Consider the following 24,940-nt stretch of genomic DNA (forward strand, 5'->3'; position numbering starts at 1 on the left):
TAATTAACTATATATCAGAAGAATAAATCGAAATCCAGTATAATTACTTGCTTTTTAGTAGTTCTTCCATTGTAATTCTGCAAAAACATAAAAAAGCAGTGCAGATTACACGGCTTTACTCATGATGAAAATGGTTTGCTTCGTATCCAGGTGAAAACTGAATTCAACAATGCCATCTTTTGCTTTTTTAATTACTTTAACCACTTTTCCATGCGATTGATAATCATCAATCACCTCGTCTCCAACTTTTACTTTTTCCAACTTAAATACTGGTGTGCTGTGTGCTAGCTTAATCATGAGATGAGTTTCGTTATATAGGTAAAACAATAGACGTGAAAATTCCGTAATCAGTTCAGGATACTGCCAAACTTGATATCCGGAAATGTGAGTGGTTTAATTGTAATGGTATTGCTTAAATTTATTCAGCGCTTCAATTTTATTCTGAACATGCAAACGCTTGTAGATATTCTTGCAGTGATTTTTAACCGTATTCGGACTGATCAGCAGTAAGTCTGAAATCTCTTTATACAAGAGTCCTTTACTGAGCAGCGATAATACCTCAAGTTCCCGATCGCTTAAACCCAGGTCCTTACTGCGGTCTTTCTGTGGTTTCTGATGTAAAAGGCCGATCACTTTACGTGCAATAAACGGACTCATCGGCGACCCACCTTGGTGCAAGTCTAACAGTGCGTCATGAATTTCTTCAGTCGATGAACCTTTGATGATGTAGCCCGAAGCACCAGCCTGTAGTGCACTAAAAATCTTTTCATCATTTTGAAAACCTGTACACATCAAAAACTGGGTATTCCATTGATTTAGCCTGCTTTCCAGGATTACATCGATACCTGACTTATTTTTAAGTTTAATGTCAACAATAACAATATCCGGTAGATCTTTCGGTAAAAACTCAATGGCCTCTTCGGCAGATGCATGTACACCTTTAATACGGAAGTTTTTGCTTTCCTGTATGGCGCTCACAAGGCTGTTTCGGTAATAGTCGTGATCTTCGATAATGGAAACTGAAATCATAAATAATTGAGGTTAATGTTTAAATTTTATTACATTCGTACATCAACACAACTTTGATTCTATCCCTTATAACATGTGCAGTCAAGTAGAACCTAAACTACCTGAAAACCAATTATATCGGTGGCCTAAAATTAGCCTAAGAAGGATGACGACAATCCAGGTTTTAAATGGATCGTTACAAACGTACACAACATTTAATAAACAACAAGGTTTAGTTATGTCCTTTTATATCAATGGTATACACATATATACAACATATTTGAAATACTATAAAGCATTACAAAAAAGCATAAAGAATCTATACTTAAAGTATATATTTACATTATTCAATCGTATTACTAATACTACTCATTTATCTTATAGTGTCAAATATTTTATCTAACGCAAACTTACCTCTATGATACTTCAGACCAAGATCACGATTTTACACAATCCTAATTTGACTGTAACAGGGCTGATTTTAATTCTCGGTTTTGTCTTCATTTTTTTCATTTTTAAGTATTATAAAAGCGGCAAATTCTACGAAAAAATGTTCATCAGTCAGGGAAAAATTATTAGCCAGGAGCGAACAAGAATCAGCAGTGAGATTCATGATGAGATCGGTTCCGGCCTGACTGCAATAAAATTATACACCGAACATGCCAGTAAAACACGACCAGAAGTTCAGGAAATTCAGCATATAAAAGTGATGATTGATGAAATTTCCCAGAAAATAAACGAGATCATATGGAGTACCAATACCGAAAACAACGAGTTGGACAATCTGGTCTATTTCATTGAAGATCAGACCCGTCAGCTATATAAGCATACAGAGATTGATTTCCATTCGGAGATCGATCAGAACATTCCTGATCTGCATATCAGTAACCAGAGCAAAAGAGAATGTTACCTTTTAATCAAGGAGATAGCGCACAATGCACTCAAACATGCCAGGGCCACCAGTATTAAACTGCTCTTCAATTTTGATAGCGAAAACATGATCATCAGCTTTCGTGATGACGGTAAAGGTTTTGATATAGAAAACACTAAAGGAAAAGGCATGGGGCTCGAAAATATCCGGCTCCGGGCCGAACGATTGAAAGGAACTATGGTAATGGAACAATATAAAGGAACCATGATCAGTGTGAAGATACCGCTTAAACCAAATCTTGCCGCGAAGATGTAAACCTCACTTTAAAGTATGTAAATCAAGTGTTACAAAAATTTGTATACGAAAAAAGCTCCCATCACTGGAAGCTTTCTTCTGCCCGAATGTTATCAGCATTCAGGCCTGTCTTTAGATCTATTCCATCCAGAATACATCATCCCGTTGTTAAATTAGCGCTCCTAATTTCACATTCAAATGTAGCCCAACTAAAACCGTTAAACGATAGCCCTTTCGTACTAATGGCACAATATTTATGGCTTAGATATGTTTAAGAATCGTCTAAATCACTAATTTCATGTTTTGTAGTATTTATTCTAGTTATTAATCATAAAACAATATCAAAAAAACGAGGTTCTAATAGGCAATGGAAAATAATGATCCCTTCATCCCAACTATAATGGGATTAAACGAAAAAGAGAATTACATACTTGAATTAATAGCAGAAGGACTTACGAGCGAAGAGATTGCAGAAAAGCTAGAAATCACTTCGAGAAATGTCCAGACCTATAAAAAGCACATGCTCAACAAAACTAAAACCCGCAACATGGCTTCCATGGTAGCATTCGGCTTTAAATACGGCCTGCTAAAGTTATAATCTGAAACCAAGAGATGGATGTCATCTATAGCATCCATCTCACCCCCCAGTTAGCCGCTCCTTTCGGGTGCCTCAATCCTCTCCTTTGCCCATTACACACAACATCTTATTTGTCCTTGCATACCGTAGATGGTAAACAAACATAGCGCATACATCTCATTGTTTAAGTCCCTTATCATGCCTTTTGTGCAAGCAAATTTTTTCTTAACTTTAACCATCTAACCTAATCATGATGAAAAAACCCTTCCTAATCCTCCTGCTCCTGGCAACCCTCGCCTGCAAAAAGAATTCCGACGATTCCACAACAGCCACACTCAGCGGTAAATGGTCTACCAATGGCTACGACATTATACTCTACAACAGCTCTGGTGAAGTAGTCAGGCATTCGGTGGCCGATGCCGTTAAATCTTACTGGAACTTCACCGATACCGAAATCCAGTTCTCCAACGTTGCAAACAGCCAGACTTCCAGCTCAACATACCGCGTAAAACAATCCAGCAAAGGTCGCCAGCTCATCATCGATAATGCTGGCATCACCGGCAATACCACCTGGCGAATAGAGACGGAAACCGCAAATCAGATGCAAATCTCGGCTGAAATTACCGATAAAGCTTCGCTCCGCTACGGCAACAATCAGGTCGCCGCAGTGGGAAAACAATTTATATACCTGTCAAAAGAATAAACATTACTTTAACCGTTGAACCACCACCATGAGCCAACCGACCACATTCACCATTGATAAAAATACCCTAAACGTTAAGTGTGTATTCGAAGCACCTGTAGGCACCTTATGGAAAGCCTGGACCACAGCCGAAATCCTCGATCACTGGTGGGGACCAAAACCATACCGAGCCGAAACCAAATCGCTCGACTTCAGCGTAGGTGGAACCTGGTTTTATGCTATGGTAAGCCCCGAAAATGAAAAGCACTTTAGCAAATCCACTTTTCAGCAAATCGATCCCGAAAAAGCATTCACCGCAACCGATACCTTCTGCGATGAAAACGGCACGCCAGGCAATCAGTTCCCCGGCTCCCGGTGGACAGTATCCTTCACACCACAAAACAACCATACGCTAATCGACATCAACATCGTCCACGATAGCGAAGCTGACGTTAAGCAAATCTTAGAGATGGGTTTCAAAGAAGGCTTTACTATTGGATTAAATCAGTTGGAAGAATATTTAGAGGGCAATTTGTAGTATCATGAAATACCTTGCGGCCATCTCCTCTGCCTTCGCTGAGCAGCCTCAAGTCTTGCAAATCATTGAACTGTAAGTCTTGATTAATACTAGTTAACCCTATAAAAATTCATACCTTTCTCTTAACTTTTGCACAAATGCTGCAAATGCACCATCATAGTGCGTCTTCAATACCGAAAACCGATGCGAATAGCTCTTAAAGAATTTAGCGAGCTGTAAGTCCTGATATGAATCGAACAGATAATATTCAAAATAGCAATCGTCAGCGGATAAAAATAAATCCTCATACCAATGTACGATCGAAATAATCTTTTTGCCAATTTTAACACGTAATCGTAATTCAAAATATTCTCCGCAATCTTTAAGGATAAAAAAAATCTGTGGCCTGGCAGTAGATATTTTCAAAGGCCTGATCTCCGACTTCACAGGCTTCATCCTGAGCAATTCTTTATGAACTGTATAATAAAGTCTTAAAAATCTTTGCACAGCCAGATATGGCCATGCCGCGTGCCATAAAGTAAACAGCTCACGATGTTTTGATTTTATTTCATCCGGGGAAGCAGTAATTTCGTTAACCCATGCCTTTCTATCTGCCAACCATGCGATTTCTTCCATTTGCAAACAAATAGCATTAAGATTTTTTTGCTCTTCGGTAAGCGATGATTCCTCTACATCCTCTGGACCAAGCATCTTAATGAACATATGTACATTTGTGCGTGCTTTATTGAGCTGCCCCCTATAAGGCACTAAAATTGGCAAGTGTACACAAGCTCCCCACCAATTACTTGTACAGCAGAGATACCCCAGAATGAGCTGTTCAGAATCGCCAGTCTTGTTTAAATTTACTGGTAGTTCAGGTTTCCGCTCAGATTTCTCATCACTGGCCCGAAATTCAAATAATCTATCTCCCTTCTTCCAAAACTTCTTATACTTTTTCCTTAAATCAATTGTAAGGCCTCTCCGGTCGCATATCACATTAAGGTATTTGCTTTTCTTTTTTCCTGCTTCAAAAAAATCGTACCAATCGTACTCTCCGAAAGGTTTTGGATCACAATAACTCATAGTATCATAGACCGCGAAATAGGCATGTCTGCTTAAAAAGCTACTGTTTGTCCCGGAATTACAGGTAACATACATCCTGCGATCTTTGATCGCAAGGTAGACTAACTTTGGTTTTTTCTCCTGCTCAATCTCTACGGTTAACTTCACCAAACTATAATCAAATCCCTTATGCCTTACAAAGAACAAGAGAAATGGATCTTTACAATCTCTAAACTCACTGTGCTGGTTTAAAACCTCCAAACTTAAGGAACAACTCTCTTCGTCAAGCGGAATGCAATAAAATCCCAGACAATCCGGTGGTAGTTTAATTTCATTATTCATTTGTTTCCTCCTTTTTTGCTAATGCTATTTGATCAATCGCTTTTTGTTTAGTGCTGAAGCTTTCCTTACACAACCCATTTGCAAGCTTCAAAAAGTTTTCTACCAGTTCCAGAAACTGGTATCCAGAGTGACCTTCCAGACTAAACTCATCTTCATAACGAGCCCTGTTAAAGGCTCTAATCATCAACCTTAATAAAGATTCATGATCTGTCGCACTGGTAAAGTGGAGCAACGGTTGCGGAGAAAAACACGCACAGACGTGGAGTAACCGGGAAAGGTTACGAATGTCTGACCGATAGCCCATAAATACGTATATCAAACCTACTATAGCCTGCTCCGTAGCCTGATGCAGTAAAAATACACCTATGTTTTCAGTCCCATTATCAATAGATTGTCGGCCAGCTGAAAGGAAAGTCTTAGCATTTTCGTATCGCTTATGCCAGCGGGCTATTTCACGCACTAGCTGTTTGCGTGGGTTGGGTGGCTGATAAGGTGCATAGGGAAATTCGCCAGCTTCAACATAAATCAGTTTGCCATTGTTTACAACAGATGTAAAATAGCCATTGGAAGAATTAAGGTTTCTGCAAACAATTTCGTCCCCATGTACCTGTATTATCACTTTAATCCCAACTGCATGCCGATCTATATAATCCTGAACTTTACTCTCTAAACATTCAGTACCTGATGTAATCATCAGCAAATGAACGGTGCATTGCGCACGCTTGTCTTGATCAGAAAAAATACTTCTCGCATGATATTTGGCCTCCACCGTTGCATAGTGATAGATATACATCGGGGAAAATTCGTTCACTAATAACCTGATCACCTGATCGAACAGGAGATGGTTTTTGGGCTTCAGCTTTTTTGTTTTAACTTTCATAGCATTAGGTATAAATTATCGGTGCTAAGCGATGCTCATCTATAATTAAACTATAAGAACTCATACTGTACACTCAACCGTTCAATAAAACTTGCGAAAACTCCATTGAAGTGGCACCTCAATACCAAGAATCCATAATTATAAATCCCAAAAAAGGCGGCGAGTCGAACGTCCTGTATGCTATCCCACAAGTAATATTTATCCGGTTCATTATCTGACCGCACGAAAAAGATTCCACTAAATTTTGATGGTGTGAACACCCGTTTGCCAACCTTAACAAACATCAATAATTCGTAATACTGTTTACAATCACGCAGTTTGAAACAAATTTTAGGACTTTGATCAGACAGAACGGCCCGATCAACATTCCGCTTATTAGGTTTACCACGCAACAGCCCTCTATCAGTCGAACCATAAAACTTAATAAAAAGCATAGTAGCCAGATACGGCCATACCTCATGCCATAAGGTAAAAATTTGAGCACGTCTTGAGGCTATCTCTTCCGCTTCACTGGATATTTTGTTGCACCATACTTTTTGTTCTGCCAGCCACGCGATATCAGCCATATGAAAACATATAATATTCAGTACCCACTGCCTTTCCGTCCAGAGTGGCCCGTCTACATCATCAGGACCAAGCATTCTGGTATAGGTACGTATGTCCTTACCACCCTTGTTCAACTGACCTATGTATGGAACCAGAATTGGAATATGCTCACAATAATTTCCCCAAATTGGTGCGGTAATAAAATATCCCAGAACCTCATTATCTACGGGATCAGGTTTATTCGGGTATGGTTCAACCGGAAGTTGCCTTTCTGATAATTCCTCCCCCTCCTTAAAGCAAAACAACTTATTCCCTCTCCTCCAGAAGTTATGGTACTTCTTCTTGAGGTTAATATCAAGACCTTGGCGGTCGCATATCACATCAAGATATTTGCTTTTCTTTTTACCCTTTTCAAAGAAATCAAACCAGTTGTATCTGCTAAAATCATTCTGATGATGATAATTCATTCCGCGATGCAAGGCAAAATAAGCATGTCGGCTCAAAAAACTTTCATTAGTTCCGGCATTGCAGGTAACAAGCAGTTTCTCATCCTTCACTATCATGTAAACCAGCTGAGCAGGCGTATCGCGTTCAACGATCACTTTATATACTAATATGCCGTGATCAAATCCAGTTTTGAAAATGGTGACATATAAGTAAGGTCTGACGGGACGCCTGAAATCACTGTGTTCGTTAAGCCACGCCTCTGTAAGGATGCATCCATCGTCAAGCGGAATAGAATAGAAACCAAGGCAATCTGCTGGCAATATAATTCCGTTATCCATGGCTAACCTCCTTCTGCAATGCACCTTGTTGTTGCAACTCGCTTTCCAGTTCAACAAATTGCTGTTTACATAACCCATCGGCAATGTTTGCGAAACTTTTTACCAAATCCAGAAAGCGATAGGTCGAAAGTTCGCCAAATGTTTTAAGCTGCTCAAAATCGCGACTGTTAAAATTGTTGATCATAACATTTAGTAATTGCTCGTTATCATGAGTACCGAAAAAATGCTGTACAGGCAAGTGTGAGAAACAACCGCAGGTACGCAGGAGTTTATCCAGCTTGCAGGGTGGGTGATCATAAGCCATAAAAACCCATATCAGACCTGAACAAAACCGGGTACAGGCATGATAAAGCGCACATAGGCCAACCCGATCCTGATCGGAAGCAATAGCCTGCTCCGCAGCATCTATAAAGCCTTTGCCCAGGTCGTTCTGTTTTCTCCAAACACTAACAGCTTTAGCCAAATACTCCTTTGACCTGACTACCTCCCATTTACCCCAAGGTGACTGGCTGGGTGCCGAGAACAATACCTTACCCTCATTAATCACCTGTACAAAGTATGGGTTACGCTCCTGTAGCTTAAATTTAACGTCCTCATCAGTGTGCGCATGGATGACTACATGTACCTTGTCAAACAAATTATTGGCCTCATCTTGCATGCGCTCCACTATACCGTCATCCATTGCGGTACTAGAATCATCAATTAGCAAAAGGTAAATCGTTCGTTCTTTGAGGGGCTTTTGGTTACAAAATAAACTTCGTATTTTATGCTGATGTACCGTCGTACTATAATGGATAATCGCTGTTGGTGCAAAATGCGACACCAAGACATGGGTAACGATTTGCAAAATGCGACGCTCACCAGGTTCCAGAACTTTGTTTTTTCGACCCATAGCTTCAGGTTGTAAATAAAAATCCTAAATTAGATCAGCAAAATCGCGTAACAAACCACAACCAGTTGTTTAAAACAATTAAGCCGTTGTTTTTTACGCTGAGTAAAATTCATTTATATTTGAAGCATGGAAACCTCAGAAAAACCTAAAAGAATGCACCTTGGCCGTAAAGTTAGCCGCATCCGCGAATTGCGTGGCATGAAACAAGATGCACTGGCTACCGAACTAGGCATTAGCCAACAGGCCATCAGCAAACTGGAGCAAAGCGAAGAAATTGAAGAGGCAACGCTGGAGAAAATTGCAAAGGTTTTGGGGGTAACTGCCGAAGGAATCAAACATTTCACAGAGGAAACCATCTTTAATAACATTAACAACTTCCATGATAATTCAATTCAGAATAACTTTAACCCAATTGAAAAAATAGTTGATCTATATGAAAGGTTATTGGCTAGTGAAAGAGAGAAAGTAGAAATATTGAAGAACAAATAAAAAAATAGCTATAAAAGTAAATGCCCGATCAGTGATGATTGGGCTTTTGTTTTTGAAATACTTTAGGGAAATTGAATATTTTCAGAATAGTTCAAATTCTAAAATTTACAAATATCCGTCAAAAATCTCATGTAACTTTTCTCTCCATTTTAATGGTATATCCTCCCAATTATCTCCCCAAGAATCAGTAACTTGATAAGCTTTAAATGGTTTTTCATAAGTTGCATTATAACCAATTTCATCTTCAACGCAGTTATGCATCATAATAATTTTCCCATCATTACCTAATGCGTCTTTAATAGGCTGATTGAATTTAAATGCATTAGGTTCATTCTCATCTTTATCATGAACAACAATTGGTCTTATCCCCATTGAAATTAAATATTTCACTAATCCAATTATCGCAGCCTTTCCCCTTGCTTTAATTATTTCAAAGTTTGATACAATTTTTAAAAACTTAGCCCGATCTACCCTCTTAAGAGATTCTTTCAATAGAATATCTTCTGTATCTCCTTCAATGATTATAACATGGTTAGTAAAAAAAATCCTAGAGACATAATTATCAATTTTAAGAACCATCTTAACATATTGCTGGTCATTATCTTGTAAAGCCTTAAATTTTTCCGTTACACTAAAAGTATCACATTCAACATGATTACCACAGTTATATAATCTATTCAAAACTTGATTAGGTTTACGTGAAATGTCAATTAAGTACGGAGAATGTGTTGAGGCAATGATTTGTGAACTATTTTTACTTAGTTCATAGATAGCATCACGCATTTGATTTGCTGCACTTGGATGTAAATATATCTCAGGCTCTTCAAAACAAATAATTAAAGATCGATTATGTTCATCCTCTCTTTTAGATAACCATTTTTGGCGATATCGTAGCATACCAAAAACTGCTGCACGAATCATTCCAGTCCCTTGATTATCAATTGAAGTTCGAATGTTACTTGACATTTCCACAAGAAAAGATGGTTTTAAACTTGTGGGATCGCTCAAGTTTGTACTAGCATGGAGCATAGAATCAGGAAATACGCTCGACAATACAGAATTTAAATCAATCATCATCTTTCCAAATTCAGAGTTATCATCTGCTGGATCTAATTCTTTCGCGAGGTTATTTAAATGAACCTGGGCTTCTTTAAAATGATCAGAACTCTCTCTAACCGTTTCAAAAAGTTCCCCTAATGTTTTACTCAAAACTCCACTTCCAGAGCCGCTTAATTCCATGGATGATGAATCAACCGGAATAAGTAAAAATCTTGGCAGCATTTTAAGTACATTACCGGGTATACCTCCTGGATTTTGAAACCATTCTTCTTCTTCTCCAAGTTCAAATAACTCGTCAATCTGTTCAAGTTTATCTAAAGCCGCTTTGCTTTTTCCTACAGCTTTATCCAGTTCAGGAAAAATTTCTTCAATAATTTTTGAATCTATTCCTTTAGAAATATAATCTTTTGGTGTTTTACAAGTTTGGTATTCGACTTTGATACTTCTCTTTTTTGATTTGAACTCAATTATTACATCTTTTCCTAATTCATAGGTTTTTCTATAGATAACAGAGAGACCACTTTCTTCGATCCCCTCTTCAATGTCATAAGTAAATATCCTGCCTTTAAAACCTCTCCACTGTTTGGCATCAATCGGTAAATTTCTGAATTCAGCTTCTAAAACAACGGTAGTAATATCTACTTTAGTTTCTTTAGTCTCATCGTCCACTATCGAATGAAATTCCGCATTGACTAATTGTCTTCTTGCAGACAATAAAACTTCAATAGCTTTTAAAATTGAACTTTTACCACAATTATTTTGACCAATCAAAAATGTAGCATCCCCAAATTTTACTTCAACATCCTTTAGTCTCTTAAAACCTGATATTTTTAAACAATGTAATTTCATTTTAATTTATGTATGGTCACAATAAGTATTTATGTGAACAACTCCTTAATATATTATTATATCGACTTTTATCCCTATATTTCGATATGGATTTGTGACATCCCCTTATCTCCTTTGCTGTAGTCTCCTCTAACATCGAATGTGGTTTCCAAAATATTAATGTCCTCTGCTTTTCCAAGATCATACATTTTCCATCCCATTTTGCCTGAAGAAGAATATCCCCCAACCTGATAGGCCCTCAAAGCCTCATTTCCAGCCGTAGTTTTACCATAACAGGGCGGCTCTACTTTTCTTAACTCTCCCTCGTAATTAAATTCAATTACATTTTGATTTTCGATTGCTTCAATAATTAGTTTGTTCATGATTATTTGGTTAAATATTTTTCTAATATTAATTTGTTATTTTCATTAAACAGATGTTGTCAAATCATCAATAATATCGGCAAAATCGAATTCGTGGATCAGCATTATAGTATGCCCATCCTTTCTCATGTTTATCGCTTTCTCTACTTTGCGGCCATAACAAGAAAAGGCCCATGCAGGGTTACCATTATCTCCAACTACTAAATAGTCTGTTTTAAGGGTTATGCCATCAGTTGGTATACCACCCAGATTGAGTATCTTTTTATTCAAACCCTCTCTGCTAATTCTTTGTAGTATACCTGTAATGCAGAAAGTCTTGCCTTCGAATATTACATTAGGCTCACTGGTGCATAAGCCAGAGATATTAATATGCTCTGTTTCCTTTCGAATCTGTTTATTTATCTCTTCATCCTGGATATTTACGAACTCCTTGAAATAAGCTTTTAGAACTAGCCTTTCTTCATCATCAATTTTATTATCCGAAAGAACAGATAGTATTAAACTTCTAATCTCATCATAGGGATAATACGTGTTTAAATGTTCATTTTCTTCTAACCATTTATTTAAATCAATAATTTCTTGATCATTGATTACTCCATCTGCAAGGATTCCATGACAAAGCCCTTCTAAGGTTTGTAGGTCAGACGTTATAGGATTATAATAAAAGCTGTCATTCTCATATTTCTGACATAACCAATACAAGTCTTCAATAGTCTCTTTGGATGGGATTTGTCGACTAGCGGCCTTTGCTATAATATTCATAAATTCATTAAAAGGATTTCTACCAATTAAAGCATCATGCGCAATTGCCCATTTTTGCAGCTCTTTAATTTCCTGTTCGTTTACTTCTCCGTCTAGGTTTATTCCAAGCAAAATTCCTTTTAATGAACTAATTGCTTTATCAGCTTGTGCTTTAGAAGTATAGATATCTAAAATCAGTTGGTCTGGTTTTTTCATATAATTATATTCAAGAATAATTTAAATGGCTCAATGCAAGCAACGACTATGAGTTGTGCAATTCAGTGCTAAAAACTGTTGGCATAAAAAATGGATTTGAGAGAAATTACGAAGAGAACGAGCTAGAATTATTTAGATAACCTAATATACAATGAATAACTTGAAGTTTGCAAATTCTAATACCACTTCTTAAAATATAAAGTTGAATTAACACTTGCACGCACTCCTCTCCACATATTCCTTATTACCCTTACTATTATAATAAAAGCACCCACCTTTAGAGCCTTGATATAATTTTTGGCCCGATTTATAAGTGCCACATGGGGTATAAGTTTCCGTATCTGTACCTGCTCCAACTTCATTTTGTTTGCTACAGGCCAGTACACCTATACATAAAAACAGGATATAATAAAATCTTTTCATGGCACCAAGATACCTTGCCATGAGATGTATAAATTACGGGTTTCCGTATTGAGAGAAAAATTCTATTTAAAATAATCTATTGAGCTAGCACACTTTCAAAAATCCCGATAACCTTTAAATCAATAGTTTCTTCATCTCTTATAACTAGTGGCTTAAAATGAGCTTCGGTAGATAAGGGATGTAAAGTAATTTCTTCATGAACCCAATTCTCATCCGTTTTAACTTTCTTGCTTCTATACTCTTTAATAGTATACTGTCCACCCAAATCTTTATCATAGATATTAGTTGATTCAACCAGACAAATTAATCCATTTCTTGAACCCGCACTATATTTTTTAAACAATGCTATCGATCCGTTAGGAATAATTTTATTCATCGATTCGCCTACTACTTTACAGGCAAAAAGATCAGGATTTGGCTTCATGCTTTCAGGCAGTTCAATATAGCTGACATCCTCTACCTGCTGATAATCTGAAAACGAACCTGCAGCAATATTCAAATCGTAATAAGGAACGCATTGTTCGTTGATTTTATTCGGGTGTATGTTTAGCGGCTTAACATCAGCTATAGTTTCTTTTAACCGCCAAAACTTTTTAAAATGGTTACGCAGTGCTGGATCGCAAACGTAAATGAATGTTCCATTAATTCCTCTTAATAAGATGGTTTTATAAATATTAACGATATAGCTTTTTAATACTTCAATATCTTTAATGGTATTTTTACCATTCTTATCCTGATATAGGTTTTCATAAATTATAAGCTTTTCTGACACAGGATCGTACCCAATTTCAGGCCCGAAGATTACACCTGTGTAATTTAAGTCGTAGCCCTGAATAGTATGAATGCAACCAACTTCATTCACAGCATTTGGTGTATTCACCCAATCAACAGTTAATGAATTCCATTGCAGTTTGGTATCCCCGATTACAATATCAAATTTGCTTTTATCTTTATTGGATATCCTTTGCCAGGCAAAGCCGGCAACTAATCGGGATAAGCCAAATTGTTGATCTTTCAATTTGATATCTTCCACCATATCATCTAAAGATTCGTAAAGATAGGATTCATAATTTAAGCCATGGGCATAAGGTTTTAACGTCTCATGTTGCTCGGTAAACAAACCTTGAATAAATTTTACGTAATCCGCCCCACCCTTCACCCTGAATTGAGTTTTCAATATTTCGTAACGGGTATCAGCTTTTTGTCTTAAATTCTTAAATGCACTGGCCGACACATCAGAAGGTTTTATGCTTTGCTGTTCATCATAAAAGAAGATGCTTTTATTAGCTTGTTTTAAAACCCAATCCAGCTCAGAACTCGTCGTTTTATCGAAACCCAGTGCTTTACAGTTTTGATCAAAGGCACCAAAATAAGCACCTAAATTCACTCTTTGCCTTAATCGATGTGATTCATCAATAATTAATAAATCATATCTTTTTAACCACATCGGCGGGTCCTATGACCATATTTGATTTTAAACCTTTAATACCTTTAAAAACTTTTTCTATTGTTTTTCTAAACGATGACATGGGCACTACTAAAGCCATTTCTAGATGACCGTATTGTTCCTTAACCTTTTTAAACAATTCAAAAAGTTCCAGGTCGTTCTCATCAAAATCGGTTAAATTAAAATCCTCGGGATCTGTTTTTAAGAGCTTAAATAAGAATATAGCCAAAATGCTTTTTCCAGTTCCGGCACCGCCTTCGATTAAACTTACTTTTGCCCGATCATCTAATAAACACTTTAGTATGGTTTTCAAACTCACTATTTGCTCATTGGAAAGGCTTTTATACGGAGAATATTTAAAAAGATCACTATTATCAATATATTCTAAAGAATGTCTGGTAATCCCTAATCCCCTCAGATCAGACCAGATTTCTTTAAATATATCCCAATATATTTCTTTCTTTTGATAAAATTGATGGTCGGCAATACCCAAGTTACCATTTTGTAATTGGTAGCGTCCATCTGCGGCCAGATATCTAATCAAATTTGACTCAATATCGAGTGTAGCAGATTTATTAAAAAAATCGCTTAAAATTAAATGAGCTGATCTAAGGTTCTTTTTATGGTTACTTTTTAAATGCGCCTTCATCCTACTCACCAGATCGGTCGTTTCCCCTACATAAGCATCTTTTCTGTCTTCCTCACTTAAAAAATACACCAATGGCCACGATAAAAACTCCTGGTGTTTTAAAATTAAATCTGTTAGACCTTGTTCAGAAAATTCACCGCTACTAATCAGATAACGCTTACCCATTTATAGTTCGTCGTATTTTTTCGCGGTGCCTTTAGCTTTCGATATCGGATATTTTAAATCGTTAGCCTGGATTTTGTCGAGAATGATCTGGTTAACATCCAGCTTATATTTATCAGCTATTAAAAGCGCATAAGACATTACATCCGCAAGTTCCTCCTTGATTTTATCAATGTTGGCCTCTTCGGCACTCTTCCATAGAAAAAGCTCTAAAAGTTCGGCTGCTTCAATATTTAAGGCAAGGGCTAAGTCTTTTGCATTATGAAACTGCGCCCAATCGCGGTCGTCTCTGAATTTCAATAATGCTGCTGTTATTTCTTCTGTCATAAGGCTAATAAGCGCCAATTTAAGAATATTAAGTTAAAAAATCTCACTTGAATACGCTTAGGACATGTAGTTAAAGGTGTAATTGTTTAAAATTGCTATTTATCACCAAAACTTTGAATGATTAATGCTTACATACCCCTAATAAAATCATAACGTCAGAAAATTTTATTTCTATCGTTTAAAGTATAATTATTGTATAGCTGATTGATGCTCAAGCGAAATAGATGTCACCTTAACCACACCCAAATCCATAACCCCGCATAAAATAACAAACCCAGGCCCATCAATATCCCCATGATAAGCGCCATGATTTTCCAGAAAGCTACCGGCTTTCGTTTCTGCAACCGCTTTTCCGGAATATACTTTCCAAATAGAATAGCTCCGCCAACAACTGCCACGATAACGCCAAAAAACCATCGCATGCGATAAATCATGTCTTTAAAATGAATCCACCTGGCCTTAAGCTGATCACCTACACTCACTTCAATACTGGTCACATAATCATTTCCCAGTCCCGATCTGCCTATATTAAATTTAACCTGCTTTCTGCCTTTCAGATAGAAGAATGCATAAGGACGGGCCTCCATAGTGAAAACCCTCCCATCAACCTTTACGCGAACATCGGTGTGGTCGAAGCCGGTTTTGCGGTGAAATACCTTCTGCACATCAACCAGGGTTGCATCCTTAATATGCGATGAGCTAAATGCTGCATTAGCCAGAATATCTCCATTTACAATCATGTAGCCAGTAGCAAAAATGCCCAGTAAAGTGTAGATGAAAAAGTAGCCAATTGCACCGTACACTTTAACGCGCTCAGCATACACCGTCCTCAAGGCAGCATACAAAGAAAATGGTGCGATTAGTATTGCCAACCATGGCCAGAACTGAAACATCCCCCTATCGCTATACATTACCAGGAAAAACCTTGAACACAGATAGATCGTTACCCAAAGTCCTGCGTAACCCCAAAGGAGTGGCTTTTCGATATTTCTTGAAAAGATTTTAATATCCATGAATGGCGGCAATTTTGAAAACGTTATAAACGTAACACAGATTTATAACACTTGTTCATTAAGACAACCAATAAAAAACAAGGGTGTACAGCTTCTGTACACCCCTTAATTTAATACCTGGATTAATATGCGTTGAGCTCAGACCTGCACTGACCAGAATCCCCTCTTTGAAAATTAAGTTGCATTTAGCAAAAACGCCTTTAAAAGTTTATTTTAGAGAACATCTGATGGTAACATAATGTCTCGAGATAAATTTCCATCGACTTTTCTTTGCCAGTCTGCCATATAAGATAACAAAGGGCAAAGGCTCTTTCCAAAATCCGTGAGTGCATACTCTACCTTCGGTGGAAGTGTGTTAAACTTTGTCCTGCTAATTAGGCCATCAGCTTCAAGTTCTCTTAGTTGTTCAGTTAATACTTTTTTTGATATGGAAGGTACACGAACATTGATTTAACCAAAACGTCTGGCATTCTTGGAAAGCACATGCAGGATGATCACTTTCCAACGTCCGCCAATCAGCGCCATTGTATCTATTGCAGGGCAGTAAGCCTGATTTAAGTTATTTTCCATTGGTTACTTATAGGTTACCACTATTGTCCTGTAATTGCATCACAATTGCGAATTTTAAAATCGATATCACTTTCTTTGCCTGACAAAAGTAGACGAATATTAATCTTAAAACAAATAGTATGATTTTAGTAACCGGGGCAACAGGTAATTTAGGTAGGGCCACCATCAATGCACTCTTGAACAATGGAATAAAACCACAGGACATTTCTGCATTGGTCAGAGATGAAGCTAAAGGCGCAGATTTTAAATTAAAAGGAATTCAGGTGAAGCTTGGTAACTATGATGATGTGGAATCTTTGAAGCGCGCATTCCAGGGGGTAAACAAGCTGTTGCTGGTATCATCCTCATCAGATATTGTACATAGGTATGATCAGCACAAAAATGTGATTGATGCAGCCACGGCCACTGGTATTAGCCATATTGTTTACACGAGCTTTGATATGAAAGATTTACGAGAAAGCACGATGGCAGGGGATGTTCAATATCATGCATTGACGACTGATTATCTAAGACAAGTGGCCATTCCTTACACATCGATGAACAATACGCTTTACGCCGATATGGTTCCGATGATTGGTGGAAAAGATATTTTGAAAAACGGCATCTCGATCCCTGCAGGACTTGGAAAAGTGCCCTTTTTGCCAATAACAGAAATGGCTGAAACTCTAGCTATTGTTTTAACTACTCCGGGTCACACTAATAAAAAATATGTTATCGCTGCGGAAAACGCTTTCTCATTCGCTGAAATTGCCGAAATGATGTCAGAGATCACAGGTACAAGAATACCCTATAATCAAATTGAGGTGAGTTCATATGTTTCCCAGCTGGTACAGCAAGGGGTTTCTGAAGATGACGCAAGATATTTAGCGAGGTTTGCCAAGGCAATATCAATTGGTGAATTTGAAACGAACAAAAGTGATGTAAAGTACCTACTGGGCAGAAATGCAATAAGTTTAAAGGCTTTTTTAGAAAAGCTATATATCAAATAACTCAGTAAATGCATATGCTACAGCAAAAATACTACCTAAATTTTTCCACTTTCCATTCTATCTCAAATTGATTTAGGCTACGCATATAAAGACTTATTAAGAAGGGAGAGTAAAATTCGATATTATTTTTGCACACTATTTTACCAATAGCTCTTGCAATGAAATTCAATTGAAATCTGTCACTGTTTAAAAAACTGATTACGAAAAACGAAACCATTATTTAATAAATAATATCCAATATTACTGCCAAATCTTGCGTTCCAGAGGGATATACTTTTCGAATAAAATAGCTAGGTGTTACTCCTGATGTTACCTTTTCGTACTCATGAGTTTGACATAAGGAATTAAAACAAATACTAATTGAAAAAAACAAAATAAGGTAACAGGTCTTCATAGGTTAATTTTTAAATACCCATTTTGATAAATGCGACAGCAATCAATTTCCAGAACAAAAAAGGTACCTGTACACTTTTGGAATAATTTCTTAAAAGCGATAGGCTGCGGACTGCTCTAAGATAAATAATCTTGCGCTACTCGCGAAAAATAAATTCTACCAATCATGCGGTATCAAGGATTGTTTTGAACCAGCTTTCCAGATAATTGGAATACCCAAATTGTAATTATTGTATTTTTTGTATCTTAGTCTTAGTTACCGGAAAGACATTCGACTTTCCTAAAAAATTCAAAATAACAGTTTTCTTTAAGTCCACCTTAAGTATACCCCCAGTCTACCTTTTGTCTACCTCCAATCTACACCAACTGGCAGACAACTGGCAGACAACTGGCACACTACTCCGGGGCAACTGGCATTTACTACGACAAAAATGGTTCTTTAACCATATAGAGACAGAACATGGTACCCGGAAAACCTTCGGCTGGCACCAAAAAACCAGCCGAACCCCATCCGAATATTTCCCGAATTTGGTAATAACTTGTCTGGGAGTTAAGTCATCAGCAAGCCGAAGTTATCGATGTAATCATTTCTCTATGTCTATCATCCCATCATTCCCCTCCCCGATACGCCTCTTCCAACACTCCCACCTCAACCTTCCCCATTTTCCTGAAAGCCTCAACCACCCTTTCAATCTGCTTTTCGCTACCATGCTTAAGCGCCTCAAACATCACCGATGAAGCTACCTGCCAGGATACGCCAAACTGATCTTTCAGCCAGCCACATTGTCCAGGTGTCCCGCCCGCCGTAAGCGCCGACCAGTAATAATCGATCTCCTCCTGACTGTCGCAGGTAATCAAAAACGAAAGGGCATCGTTAAACCCAAAGCCATGCGGGTGTGCACTGTCCATAGCTGCAATCCAAGTCCCGCCAATAAAAAAGTCACCATACATCAAACTGCCCGCCTTGTCCGGTCCGGCATCTTCCGGTCTCGGCGCAACCGAACCTGTCCTGGCATCCTTAAAGATTGAAGAATAAAAATCGATAGCATCGCCAGCTTTGCCAGCTACCGCTCCGGTAAACATCATCGAAGGAACTATAGACGGTCTTTCCGCGGAGTCTTCAGCCCTTAGCATCAGTTGCCACGAAACACCATATTTATCCTCAACCCAACCGTAACGGTCACTAAATGGATATTGATCCAGCGGCATCATAATTTTGCCACCCGCAACAAGTTTCTCCCAAACCTGATCAACTGCAGATGCCTCATCGAAATGCATCATGAAAGAAATAGACGGATTAATCTTCAACCCCGGTCCGCCATTAATCCCCAGAAAAGGCTGACCAGCGATAGTAAATTCCACTACGTCACATTTACCACCTGGCATTGGAATAGCGTTGGAATAAATAACATGTGAGTCTGGCAGTAAGCCAGTATAAAATTTCGCAGCTTCAACAACATTGTTGTCGAACCAGAGGTGTGGTTTAATCGGTAGCATAGGCTTATATTTTTGTTGTATATAAAGCTACTAATTTATGAGGCTAAGAAAAAATGATGTCCCCCTGAGCCATACAGACAAAATATTTGAGCCACTCACGCAACTTCCCTCCTCCGCAATCCTCCATATTTGTATCATGAAAAACACCACAACAATTCAGCTCGGCAACAACGGCCCAATCGTATCCAGACTCGGTCTGGGTTGCATGCGCATGTCTTCCATTTGGGGAGGCCCAACACCCGACGAAAACGAAGCCATCGCCACCATACACGAAGCTTTAGACAGCGGCATCAACTTCCTTAACACTGGCGACTTCTATGGCGCGGGGCACAATGAAATGCTTATCGGCAAAGCCATCAAAAACCGCCGCGATGAGGCATTCATCAGCGTAAAGTTCGGTGCTATCTTTCATAACGGTCAATGGCTCGGACTAGACCTCCGTCCTATGGCCATCAAAAACTTTATCAACTACTCCCTTACCCGCCTCGGTATCGAAACCATCGACCTCTACCAACCCTGCCGCATGGACGGTAGTGTTCCCGTAGAAGACATCATCGGAACAGTAGCAGATTTGATTAAAGAAGGTAAAGTACGCCACATCGGCGTATCGGAAATCAACGCCGATCAGCTTCGCCAGGCCAACAGCGTTTACCCGATCAGTGCATTGGAAATCGGATACTCACTGGCCGATCGTCAGATTGAACGTGATCTGCTTCCAGCTGCCAAAGAACTCGGATTAGGCATCATCGCTTTCGCCAACACAGCGGAAGGCTTGTTGACAGGTGACCTTACCGCCCCGCTTGAGGCAAACGACCACCGAAACCATTTCTCGCGTTTTCAGGGTGACAACTTAGTGCAAAACCTGGAAAAAGTAGAAGTATTGAAACACCTGGCAAAAGCCAAAGGATGCACGCCAACGCAACTCGCCATTGCCTGGGTGAAAGAACAAGGTGAGCAGGTAATGCCACTGGTAAGCATGAGCCGCAGATCACGCCTGCCGGAAAACCTGGCGGCAATGGATATTGCATTTACGAACGAAGAAATGAATACTTTAAATACTACTTTTGCAATAGACGCCATTGTTGGTGGAACTTACTTACAACGTTAAATGATCAGTCCAGCTGAAATTCTTCCCGGTGTAATCTTTTATTCCTACCTCTCCGCCGAGAGGAAAGAGAAAGTATGTTTCTGGAATCACCATACCCTGGTGTTACAGGTTTCCGGAAAGTTTACCATGGAAACCTCCGGACAAACGATTTCAATGACCGAAGGAGGAATGCTGCTGATTGGTAAAAATCAGCTGGGCACACTCACCAAAACGCCGCTCCCGGGCGGCAACTATGAAACAATAGTCATATCCCTGCAGGACGAGCTGCTAAGGAAAATTGTATTGGAGGAAAAAATTCAGGCCGATCATAAATACATCGGCCCACCCAATATTTTAATCCCCACCAATGAATTCCTGCAGGGCTATTTTCAGTCTATCGTACCTTATGCCCGCAGTGCCGGCGCCAGCATGACTGACGAAATGGGAATCCTCAAAGTAAAAGAAGGCGTGAAACTACTCATGATGGCCATGCCTGCCCTGCGCAATTTCCTGTTCGACTTCTCCGAGCCCCACAAAATTGACCTCGAGAAATTTATGCTCAGTAATTTCCAGTTTAACATACCCATAGAAAAGTTCGCACAGCTTACCGGCCGGAGTTTAGCCGGCTTTAAACGCGATTTCCAGAAAGCTTTTAATGCACCACCCCGGCAATGGCTCCAGAACAGGCGTTTAAACGAGGCCAGGCACCTGATGGAAATAAGGCGGCAGAAACCCTCTGCCATTTATCTCGATCTGGGTTTCGAGAGCCTTTCTCATTTCTCTCACGCTTTTAAGAAAAAGTTTGGTGTAGCACCAACGGAAGTAAATGACGGACAAATTAATTCTTAATGAACTCAAAACGCATTATCAATGCTATTCGAACATCGCTATCTCCCTCTTGCTATCCAAACATTGCTATCTCCCCTTGCTATCTGAACATCGCTATCTCGTCCTTGCTGTCTGAACATCGCTATCTCCACCCTGCTATCTGAACATCGCTATCTGCTCCCTGCTATCCGGCATAGGCGCTGATGGAAGGAGAAATCGGTAAAGCTTGTGTAGTTCCATTCGGGTTTATCCTATCCAAGGCTGCGCGCATTTGCCGATTATTCGATCAATTCGATACCTGTCGGCACTTGTGCAGCCGCCATTAAAGCTTTGACGAATTTATCCGACATCAGCGCCAGGCCTTGATCTTTTGTTTCTTTTCCATCAAGGGAAAAGAAAAGAGCCTCCGCAGGAACACTACTCCCCCCTCAACACCTCCAGCACATCCACCAGCGCCTTATCCCTCTCCTCAAAATCCTTAAATAAAAAAGCAAGAGATTCCTTACTCGTCTCAATATGGATTTCAGGGAAATCCTTACCTAGAATCCGGTCGTCCTGGTCGTAATGGACAAGCTCCTTCGGTTTGATAGTGATGATGTGACTAATACGGATATACGTATTTTGAACACGGATGAATTTACCGTGATGAGAGACTGGCATGATAACTTGGATGATTTAGTTTAGTAAGTGTGACAAATCTATCACAACAAACCAAAATACTCAAACCTGTCCAGTCAGTTTGTTGATCTATATCATAAACAATTTTACGAAATATCGTTAACTGATGATAAAGCTATTGACTTTCAAGCCATTTAACCGCTTCATCCATGTCATGGAAAAAGTTCACATTAGCTGCTCCGTCAGATTCATCAACGCTTTTCTGCGCAGCCAGCTGGGAAAAGATACTTGGGGAAAATACCCATGCCATGTCTTTTAGCCCCGCAGCTATCATCATGGGAAACCACACTTTAGCTGCCCAGTCCGACGCTTCAGACCAGTTACCCAAAACCTCTCGGTTATCATTAAGTACCTTTTTAAAACCTGACTTTTTCAAAATGCTCAGCATTTGAAGTCCGCCATTCTGCACCGTCTCCACATTTTGATAGCCTGTCCAGTTCACATCCAGCCAGCCCTTTTCCTGGTTACACCAAATCCTGAGGTGTTCATCATGATATTCAAATCCGCTTTCAGGATGGCTGGAAGGTAATTCTATCTCTTCCATGGGAAGCCTGAAAGAAACGGTGCTGCCTTCACCGATTACACTCTCAATCCAGAAGGTTCCATGATGTCCCTTAATAATCTCTGACGAGATAAAAAGACCAAGGCCCAATCCACCGAAACGCTCTGCAGCGTTATCCGAACGGTAATAGCGGTCGAAAAGCTGCTCCAGTTCGCGACTCTCGATACCGATACCAAAATCAGTTACTGACACCACCACTCCCCCCTGATCCGTTTTGCAGCTAACAACTACTTCCCTGGCTTTGGGAGAATATTTAATGGCGTTGTTCAGCAGGTTGTTAATCACCTGTTCCAGACGGAACCGGTCGCCGTTGATGATGACCACACCTGGAGACCGGAATATCAATTGATGACTACCTGTACTCAGTTGGATGGTGTCGCAACATTCCTGAAGCAACTGGGAAATATCGAACGATGCATAATTAAACTGCAGCTTACCGGCGTTGATCCGGCTTACATCGAGCATTTCGTTGATGAGCCGCTCAAGTTTACCAGTGCTTTGATCCACCTTCTGCACGTAAGATTGCATTTTCACCAGATCACTCGTTCGGGCCAGCATCTGGTTAAACGCTTTTATACTGGTAAGTGGTGTCTTAAGTTCGTGCGATGCAACTGAAATAAATTCATCGCGTAACTCCTGTCCTTTCTTTTGTGCATCAATATTGGTATTGGTACCAATCCACAAACTCACTTTTCCCGCGTCAAAAATAGGCACTGCGCGGCCTAAATGCCATAGATAAATACCATCGGCCATTTTTAAACGAAACTGGGTCATAAAGGCCTCACCGCTTTGGAGAGAAAACTGCCACTTGTGACTGAGTTCAGCCAGATCATCCGGATGAACATATTGCAGCCATCCATCCATGAGCAGTTCCGCTCTTGAATTGCCGAAATCTCTGCATACCACATCATTCACATAATCAATACTGCCATCGGGTTTCGCTGTCCATACCTGGTGCGGAATGGTATCCAGTAGTGAAGAAAGGTATTCTTTCTCGCGTCTGCTCGCAGTAATATCCCGGCAGATCACCAATAAATTAGTTTGCGAAGTCTTTGCTGAAACTTCAGGGATAATCTGATAGGCATAAACACGAGTGGCCCCTGCCACAACAATGTCCAGCTCCCCGTTTTGGGTCATTCCCATCCTTAAAGCAACCTTCAGCATAGCGTCAATCCTGCGGTGAATTTCGCCGGCTGTTCCCTCAAATAAAACACGATCTCCGGAAGCAATCTGATTCGAATAGATACAGTTCAGCCTATCATCAAAACGAAGGATGATGCCCGGAAGGTTTTCTGCGAGGGTTTTATATTCCAGTTCACTGGCTTTCAAATTGCGGAACAACTGCTCCATTGGGTTGACAAAAGACATCTCCACATTGGCCCTGTAAATGAGGAAAAAGGTGACCAGCTTTCCATAATGACCCATTTCATTGAGCACACCATAGTTATTGGTGTAAGTAGCGAAGCAACATTCGCTTAGTATAGCGAAGAAAACGGAACCCACCAGCAATTGAAACGTTCTCTGGTCAAACTTATTTCGGTGAACAAATAAAAGCCCCAGTGATATAATCAAAACAAGAATTACTGTGTATTCCGCATAAATTTTGAACGGTGTTTGCCCCTGGCCTTCAACAAAACAAACCGGAAATATCTTCCAGACTAAAATGCTGGCTGTTATTAAAACCGTGATCACGGAGTAAATCAGAAACAGCTGATCGCTGTTAACCCTGCGTTTCCGGTTAATCATTAGAAAGCCCACCAGAAATATACCGGCTTCCATGGCCCTGGTTGCAATCCAGAATTGGTTAGCCTGATAGCCGTAAGACGGAATTACATTCATGCCCTTAAACGTCAAGGTATGGAACAAATCCAGAGCGCCGATAAACAGGTAACTAAGCCCAACTACATGCAGGTACTTGTTATCCTGCATCCGCCTGGAGTTCCAGGCCACAATAAATACTGCAAAAGCCACCACGATAGAAAAAAGCTCTACGAGTGTATGGAAGAGCATATAACTATAGGCCTTGCTATAGAAAAACACCAGCACCAAACAGATGAACGCAAATACAGTGCGGTAATATTGATTCAGGAATGAGCGAATAGCGGGCAAATGGATCGGATTAAAAGACAAATATAATTATTTA

At 39.4% G+C, this 24,940-nt stretch carries 27 protein-coding genes; 8 read left to right on the forward strand and 19 right to left on the reverse strand.

Annotation, left to right across the window (positions count from 1 at the left end; genetic code table 11):
- Nucleotides 1-105: 105 nt before the first annotated feature.
- On the reverse strand, nt 106-297 hold the full coding sequence (locus R2Q80_RS10200; RefSeq protein WP_047797928.1) for a hypothetical protein: 192 nt from the start codon (nt 295-297) through the stop codon (nt 106-108).
- A 96-nt stretch (nt 298-393) separates the two neighbouring features.
- A complete protein-coding gene (locus tag R2Q80_RS10205) occupies nt 394-1,029 on the reverse strand; it encodes a response regulator transcription factor (protein ID WP_047797929.1) in 636 nt (211 codons plus the stop codon).
- A gap of 397 nt (nt 1,030-1,426) precedes the next feature.
- Here R2Q80_RS10205 and R2Q80_RS10210 point away from each other — a divergent pair, with 397 nt between their 5' ends.
- The 4 genes from R2Q80_RS10210 (at nt 1,427) to R2Q80_RS10225 (ending at nt 3,970) form a co-directional block, all read left to right on the forward strand.
- Nucleotides 1,427-2,194 carry a sensor histidine kinase gene (locus R2Q80_RS10210; protein WP_316799501.1) on the forward strand — a complete coding sequence of 256 codons (768 nt, stop codon included), beginning with the start codon at nt 1,427-1,429 and terminating at the stop codon, nt 2,192-2,194.
- Between the two features lie 379 nt (nt 2,195-2,573).
- Complete coding sequence (locus tag R2Q80_RS10215) at nt 2,574-2,771, forward strand: helix-turn-helix transcriptional regulator (protein WP_047798065.1); 198 nt, start codon at nt 2,574-2,576, stop codon at nt 2,769-2,771.
- A 229-nt stretch (nt 2,772-3,000) separates the two neighbouring features.
- Nucleotides 3,001-3,453 carry a hypothetical protein gene (locus R2Q80_RS10220; RefSeq protein WP_316799502.1) on the forward strand — a complete coding sequence of 151 codons (453 nt, stop codon included), beginning with the start codon at nt 3,001-3,003 and terminating at the stop codon, nt 3,451-3,453.
- Nucleotides 3,454-3,481: 28 nt separating this feature from the next.
- Nucleotides 3,482-3,970 (forward strand): SRPBCC domain-containing protein, encoded by a 489-nt coding sequence (locus R2Q80_RS10225; RefSeq protein WP_316799503.1) that lies wholly within the window; start codon nt 3,482-3,484, stop codon nt 3,968-3,970.
- Between the two features lie 99 nt (nt 3,971-4,069).
- Here R2Q80_RS10225 and R2Q80_RS10230 read toward each other — a convergent pair whose 3' ends face one another.
- The 4 genes from R2Q80_RS10230 to R2Q80_RS10245 are packed head-to-tail and all read right to left on the reverse strand — an operon-like array spanning nt 4,070 to nt 8,456.
- Nucleotides 4,070-5,353 carry a hypothetical protein gene (locus tag R2Q80_RS10230; RefSeq protein WP_316799504.1) on the reverse strand — a complete coding sequence of 428 codons (1,284 nt, stop codon included), beginning with the start codon at nt 5,351-5,353 and terminating at the stop codon, nt 4,070-4,072.
- A complete protein-coding gene (locus R2Q80_RS10235; RefSeq protein ID WP_316799505.1) occupies nt 5,346-6,233 on the reverse strand; it encodes a HEPN domain-containing protein in 888 nt (295 codons plus the stop codon). The genes R2Q80_RS10230 and R2Q80_RS10235 overlap by 8 nt, the downstream gene beginning before the upstream one ends.
- Before the next feature lie 50 nt (nt 6,234-6,283).
- The gene (locus R2Q80_RS10240) at nt 6,284-7,564 is read right to left on the reverse strand and encodes a hypothetical protein (protein ID WP_316799506.1); all 1,281 of its coding nucleotides are present in this window, start codon (nt 7,562-7,564) and stop codon (nt 6,284-6,286) included.
- On the reverse strand, nt 7,557-8,456 hold the full coding sequence (locus R2Q80_RS10245) for a hypothetical protein (protein ID WP_316799507.1): 900 nt from the start codon (nt 8,454-8,456) through the stop codon (nt 7,557-7,559). The genes R2Q80_RS10240 and R2Q80_RS10245 overlap by 8 nt, the downstream gene beginning before the upstream one ends.
- Nucleotides 8,457-8,582: 126 nt before the next feature.
- Between R2Q80_RS10245 and R2Q80_RS10250 the strand changes: the two genes are divergently transcribed.
- The gene (locus R2Q80_RS10250) at nt 8,583-8,945 is read left to right on the forward strand and encodes a helix-turn-helix transcriptional regulator (protein ID WP_316799508.1); all 363 of its coding nucleotides are present in this window, start codon (nt 8,583-8,585) and stop codon (nt 8,943-8,945) included.
- A gap of 105 nt (nt 8,946-9,050) precedes the next feature.
- Here R2Q80_RS10250 and R2Q80_RS10255 read toward each other — a convergent pair whose 3' ends face one another.
- The 10 genes from R2Q80_RS10255 to R2Q80_RS21915 form a co-directional block, all read right to left on the reverse strand.
- Nucleotides 9,051-10,853 carry an AAA family ATPase gene (locus R2Q80_RS10255; RefSeq protein WP_316799509.1) on the reverse strand — a complete coding sequence of 601 codons (1,803 nt, stop codon included), beginning with the start codon at nt 10,851-10,853 and terminating at the stop codon, nt 9,051-9,053.
- Between the two features lie 74 nt (nt 10,854-10,927).
- A complete protein-coding gene (locus R2Q80_RS10260; protein ID WP_316799510.1) occupies nt 10,928-11,215 on the reverse strand; it encodes a hypothetical protein in 288 nt (95 codons plus the stop codon).
- Nucleotides 11,216-11,260: 45 nt separating this feature from the next.
- Entirely contained in the window at nt 11,261-12,172 is a 912-nt protein-coding gene (locus R2Q80_RS10265) for a BRCT domain-containing protein (RefSeq protein WP_316799511.1), read from the reverse strand.
- 207 nt (nt 12,173-12,379) lie between these two features.
- Nucleotides 12,380-12,616: a hypothetical protein gene (locus R2Q80_RS10270; RefSeq protein WP_316799512.1), complete on the reverse strand. Its 237-nt coding sequence runs from the start codon at nt 12,614-12,616 to the stop codon at nt 12,380-12,382.
- A gap of 55 nt (nt 12,617-12,671) precedes the next feature.
- Complete coding sequence (locus R2Q80_RS10275) at nt 12,672-14,042, reverse strand: DNA/RNA helicase domain-containing protein (protein ID WP_316799513.1); 1,371 nt, start codon at nt 14,040-14,042, stop codon at nt 12,672-12,674.
- A complete protein-coding gene (locus tag R2Q80_RS10280) occupies nt 14,023-14,856 on the reverse strand; it encodes a GIY-YIG nuclease family protein (protein ID WP_316799514.1) in 834 nt (277 codons plus the stop codon). Before R2Q80_RS10280 ends, R2Q80_RS10275 begins: the two co-directional genes overlap by 20 nt.
- A complete protein-coding gene (locus R2Q80_RS10285; protein WP_316799515.1) occupies nt 14,857-15,180 on the reverse strand; it encodes a nucleotide pyrophosphohydrolase in 324 nt (107 codons plus the stop codon).
- 227 nt (nt 15,181-15,407) lie between these two features.
- Nucleotides 15,408-16,193, reverse strand: coding sequence for a hypothetical protein (locus R2Q80_RS10290; protein WP_316799516.1), 786 nt, complete (start codon nt 16,191-16,193; stop codon nt 15,408-15,410).
- A gap of 213 nt (nt 16,194-16,406) precedes the next feature.
- The gene (locus R2Q80_RS10295) at nt 16,407-16,643 is read right to left on the reverse strand and encodes a winged helix-turn-helix transcriptional regulator (RefSeq protein WP_316799827.1); all 237 of its coding nucleotides are present in this window, start codon (nt 16,641-16,643) and stop codon (nt 16,407-16,409) included.
- The gene (locus tag R2Q80_RS21915) at nt 16,644-16,763 is read right to left on the reverse strand and encodes a winged helix-turn-helix transcriptional regulator (RefSeq protein WP_410478733.1); all 120 of its coding nucleotides are present in this window, start codon (nt 16,761-16,763) and stop codon (nt 16,644-16,646) included.
- A 119-nt stretch (nt 16,764-16,882) separates the two neighbouring features.
- Between R2Q80_RS21915 and R2Q80_RS10300 the strand changes: the two genes are divergently transcribed.
- The gene (locus R2Q80_RS10300; RefSeq protein WP_316799517.1) at nt 16,883-17,752 is read left to right on the forward strand and encodes an SDR family oxidoreductase; all 870 of its coding nucleotides are present in this window, start codon (nt 16,883-16,885) and stop codon (nt 17,750-17,752) included.
- A 1,002-nt stretch (nt 17,753-18,754) separates the two neighbouring features.
- On the opposite strand, the gene R2Q80_RS10305 is transcribed toward R2Q80_RS10300, so the two are convergent.
- Complete coding sequence (locus tag R2Q80_RS10305) at nt 18,755-19,642, reverse strand: VOC family protein (protein WP_316799518.1); 888 nt, start codon at nt 19,640-19,642, stop codon at nt 18,755-18,757.
- A gap of 37 nt (nt 19,643-19,679) precedes the next feature.
- Here R2Q80_RS10305 and R2Q80_RS10310 point away from each other — a divergent pair, with 37 nt between their 5' ends.
- Entirely contained in the window at nt 19,680-20,750 is a 1,071-nt protein-coding gene (locus tag R2Q80_RS10310; protein WP_316799519.1) for an aldo/keto reductase, read from the forward strand.
- The gene (locus R2Q80_RS10315; protein ID WP_316799520.1) at nt 20,751-21,578 is read left to right on the forward strand and encodes an AraC family transcriptional regulator; all 828 of its coding nucleotides are present in this window, start codon (nt 20,751-20,753) and stop codon (nt 21,576-21,578) included.
- A 396-nt stretch (nt 21,579-21,974) separates the two neighbouring features.
- Here R2Q80_RS10315 and R2Q80_RS10320 read toward each other — a convergent pair whose 3' ends face one another.
- Both R2Q80_RS10320 and R2Q80_RS10325 read right to left on the reverse strand, forming a co-directional pair.
- Nucleotides 21,975-22,217, reverse strand: coding sequence for a hypothetical protein (locus R2Q80_RS10320; protein ID WP_316799521.1), 243 nt, complete (start codon nt 22,215-22,217; stop codon nt 21,975-21,977).
- Nucleotides 22,218-22,350: 133 nt separating this feature from the next.
- The gene (locus R2Q80_RS10325; RefSeq protein WP_316799522.1) at nt 22,351-24,927 is read right to left on the reverse strand and encodes an MASE3 domain-containing protein; all 2,577 of its coding nucleotides are present in this window, start codon (nt 24,925-24,927) and stop codon (nt 22,351-22,353) included.
- Nucleotides 24,928-24,940 lie beyond the last annotated feature (13 nt).

It is taken from the genome of Pedobacter frigidisoli, from assembly GCF_032678525.1.
Taxonomy (GTDB): domain Bacteria; phylum Bacteroidota; class Bacteroidia; order Sphingobacteriales; family Sphingobacteriaceae; genus Pedobacter; species Pedobacter frigidisoli_A.

Excerpts from the sequence above, each read along its gene's own strand:
- R2Q80_RS10290 (WP_316799516.1), bottom strand. The coding sequence starts at position 16,193 with ATGGATATTAAAATCTTTTCAAGAAATATCGAAAAGCCACTCCTTTGG.
- R2Q80_RS10315 (WP_316799520.1), top strand. The coding sequence starts at position 20,751 with ATGATCAGTCCAGCTGAAATTCTTCCCGGTGTAATCTTTTATTCCTAC.
- R2Q80_RS10225 (WP_316799503.1), top strand. The coding sequence starts at position 3,482 with ATGAGCCAACCGACCACATTCACCATTGATAAAAATACCCTAAACGTT.
- R2Q80_RS10220 (WP_316799502.1), top strand. The coding sequence starts at position 3,001 with ATGATGAAAAAACCCTTCCTAATCCTCCTGCTCCTGGCAACCCTCGCC.
- R2Q80_RS10210 (WP_316799501.1), top strand. The coding sequence starts at position 1,427 with ATGATACTTCAGACCAAGATCACGATTTTACACAATCCTAATTTGACT.
- R2Q80_RS10320 (WP_316799521.1), bottom strand. The coding sequence starts at position 22,217 with ATGCCAGTCTCTCATCACGGTAAATTCATCCGTGTTCAAAATACGTAT.
- R2Q80_RS10280 (WP_316799514.1), bottom strand. The coding sequence starts at position 14,856 with ATGGGTAAGCGTTATCTGATTAGTAGCGGTGAATTTTCTGAACAAGGT.
- R2Q80_RS10240 (WP_316799506.1), bottom strand. The coding sequence starts at position 7,564 with ATGGATAACGGAATTATATTGCCAGCAGATTGCCTTGGTTTCTATTCT.
- R2Q80_RS10265 (WP_316799511.1), bottom strand. The coding sequence starts at position 12,172 with ATGAAAAAACCAGACCAACTGATTTTAGATATCTATACTTCTAAAGCA.
- R2Q80_RS10255 (WP_316799509.1), bottom strand. The coding sequence starts at position 10,853 with ATGAAATTACATTGTTTAAAAATATCAGGTTTTAAGAGACTAAAGGAT.
- R2Q80_RS21915 (WP_410478733.1), bottom strand. The coding sequence starts at position 16,763 with ATGGAAAATAACTTAAATCAGGCTTACTGCCCTGCAATAGATACAATG.
- R2Q80_RS10205 (WP_047797929.1), bottom strand. The coding sequence starts at position 1,029 with ATGATTTCAGTTTCCATTATCGAAGATCACGACTATTACCGAAACAGC.
- R2Q80_RS10285 (WP_316799515.1), bottom strand. The coding sequence starts at position 15,180 with ATGACAGAAGAAATAACAGCAGCATTATTGAAATTCAGAGACGACCGC.
- R2Q80_RS10305 (WP_316799518.1), bottom strand. The coding sequence starts at position 19,642 with ATGCTACCGATTAAACCACACCTCTGGTTCGACAACAATGTTGTTGAA.
- R2Q80_RS10250 (WP_316799508.1), top strand. The coding sequence starts at position 8,583 with ATGGAAACCTCAGAAAAACCTAAAAGAATGCACCTTGGCCGTAAAGTT.
- R2Q80_RS10200 (WP_047797928.1), bottom strand. The coding sequence starts at position 297 with ATGATTAAGCTAGCACACAGCACACCAGTATTTAAGTTGGAAAAAGTA.
- R2Q80_RS10215 (WP_047798065.1), top strand. The coding sequence starts at position 2,574 with ATGGGATTAAACGAAAAAGAGAATTACATACTTGAATTAATAGCAGAA.
- R2Q80_RS10300 (WP_316799517.1), top strand. The coding sequence starts at position 16,883 with ATGATTTTAGTAACCGGGGCAACAGGTAATTTAGGTAGGGCCACCATC.
- R2Q80_RS10235 (WP_316799505.1), bottom strand. The coding sequence starts at position 6,233 with ATGAAAGTTAAAACAAAAAAGCTGAAGCCCAAAAACCATCTCCTGTTC.
- R2Q80_RS10230 (WP_316799504.1), bottom strand. The coding sequence starts at position 5,353 with ATGAATAATGAAATTAAACTACCACCGGATTGTCTGGGATTTTATTGC.
- R2Q80_RS10245 (WP_316799507.1), bottom strand. The coding sequence starts at position 8,456 with ATGGGTCGAAAAAACAAAGTTCTGGAACCTGGTGAGCGTCGCATTTTG.
- R2Q80_RS10310 (WP_316799519.1), top strand. The coding sequence starts at position 19,680 with ATGAGGCTAAGAAAAAATGATGTCCCCCTGAGCCATACAGACAAAATA.
- R2Q80_RS10275 (WP_316799513.1), bottom strand. The coding sequence starts at position 14,042 with ATGTGGTTAAAAAGATATGATTTATTAATTATTGATGAATCACATCGA.
- R2Q80_RS10270 (WP_316799512.1), bottom strand. The coding sequence starts at position 12,616 with ATGGCAAGGTATCTTGGTGCCATGAAAAGATTTTATTATATCCTGTTT.
- R2Q80_RS10260 (WP_316799510.1), bottom strand. The coding sequence starts at position 11,215 with ATGAACAAACTAATTATTGAAGCAATCGAAAATCAAAATGTAATTGAA.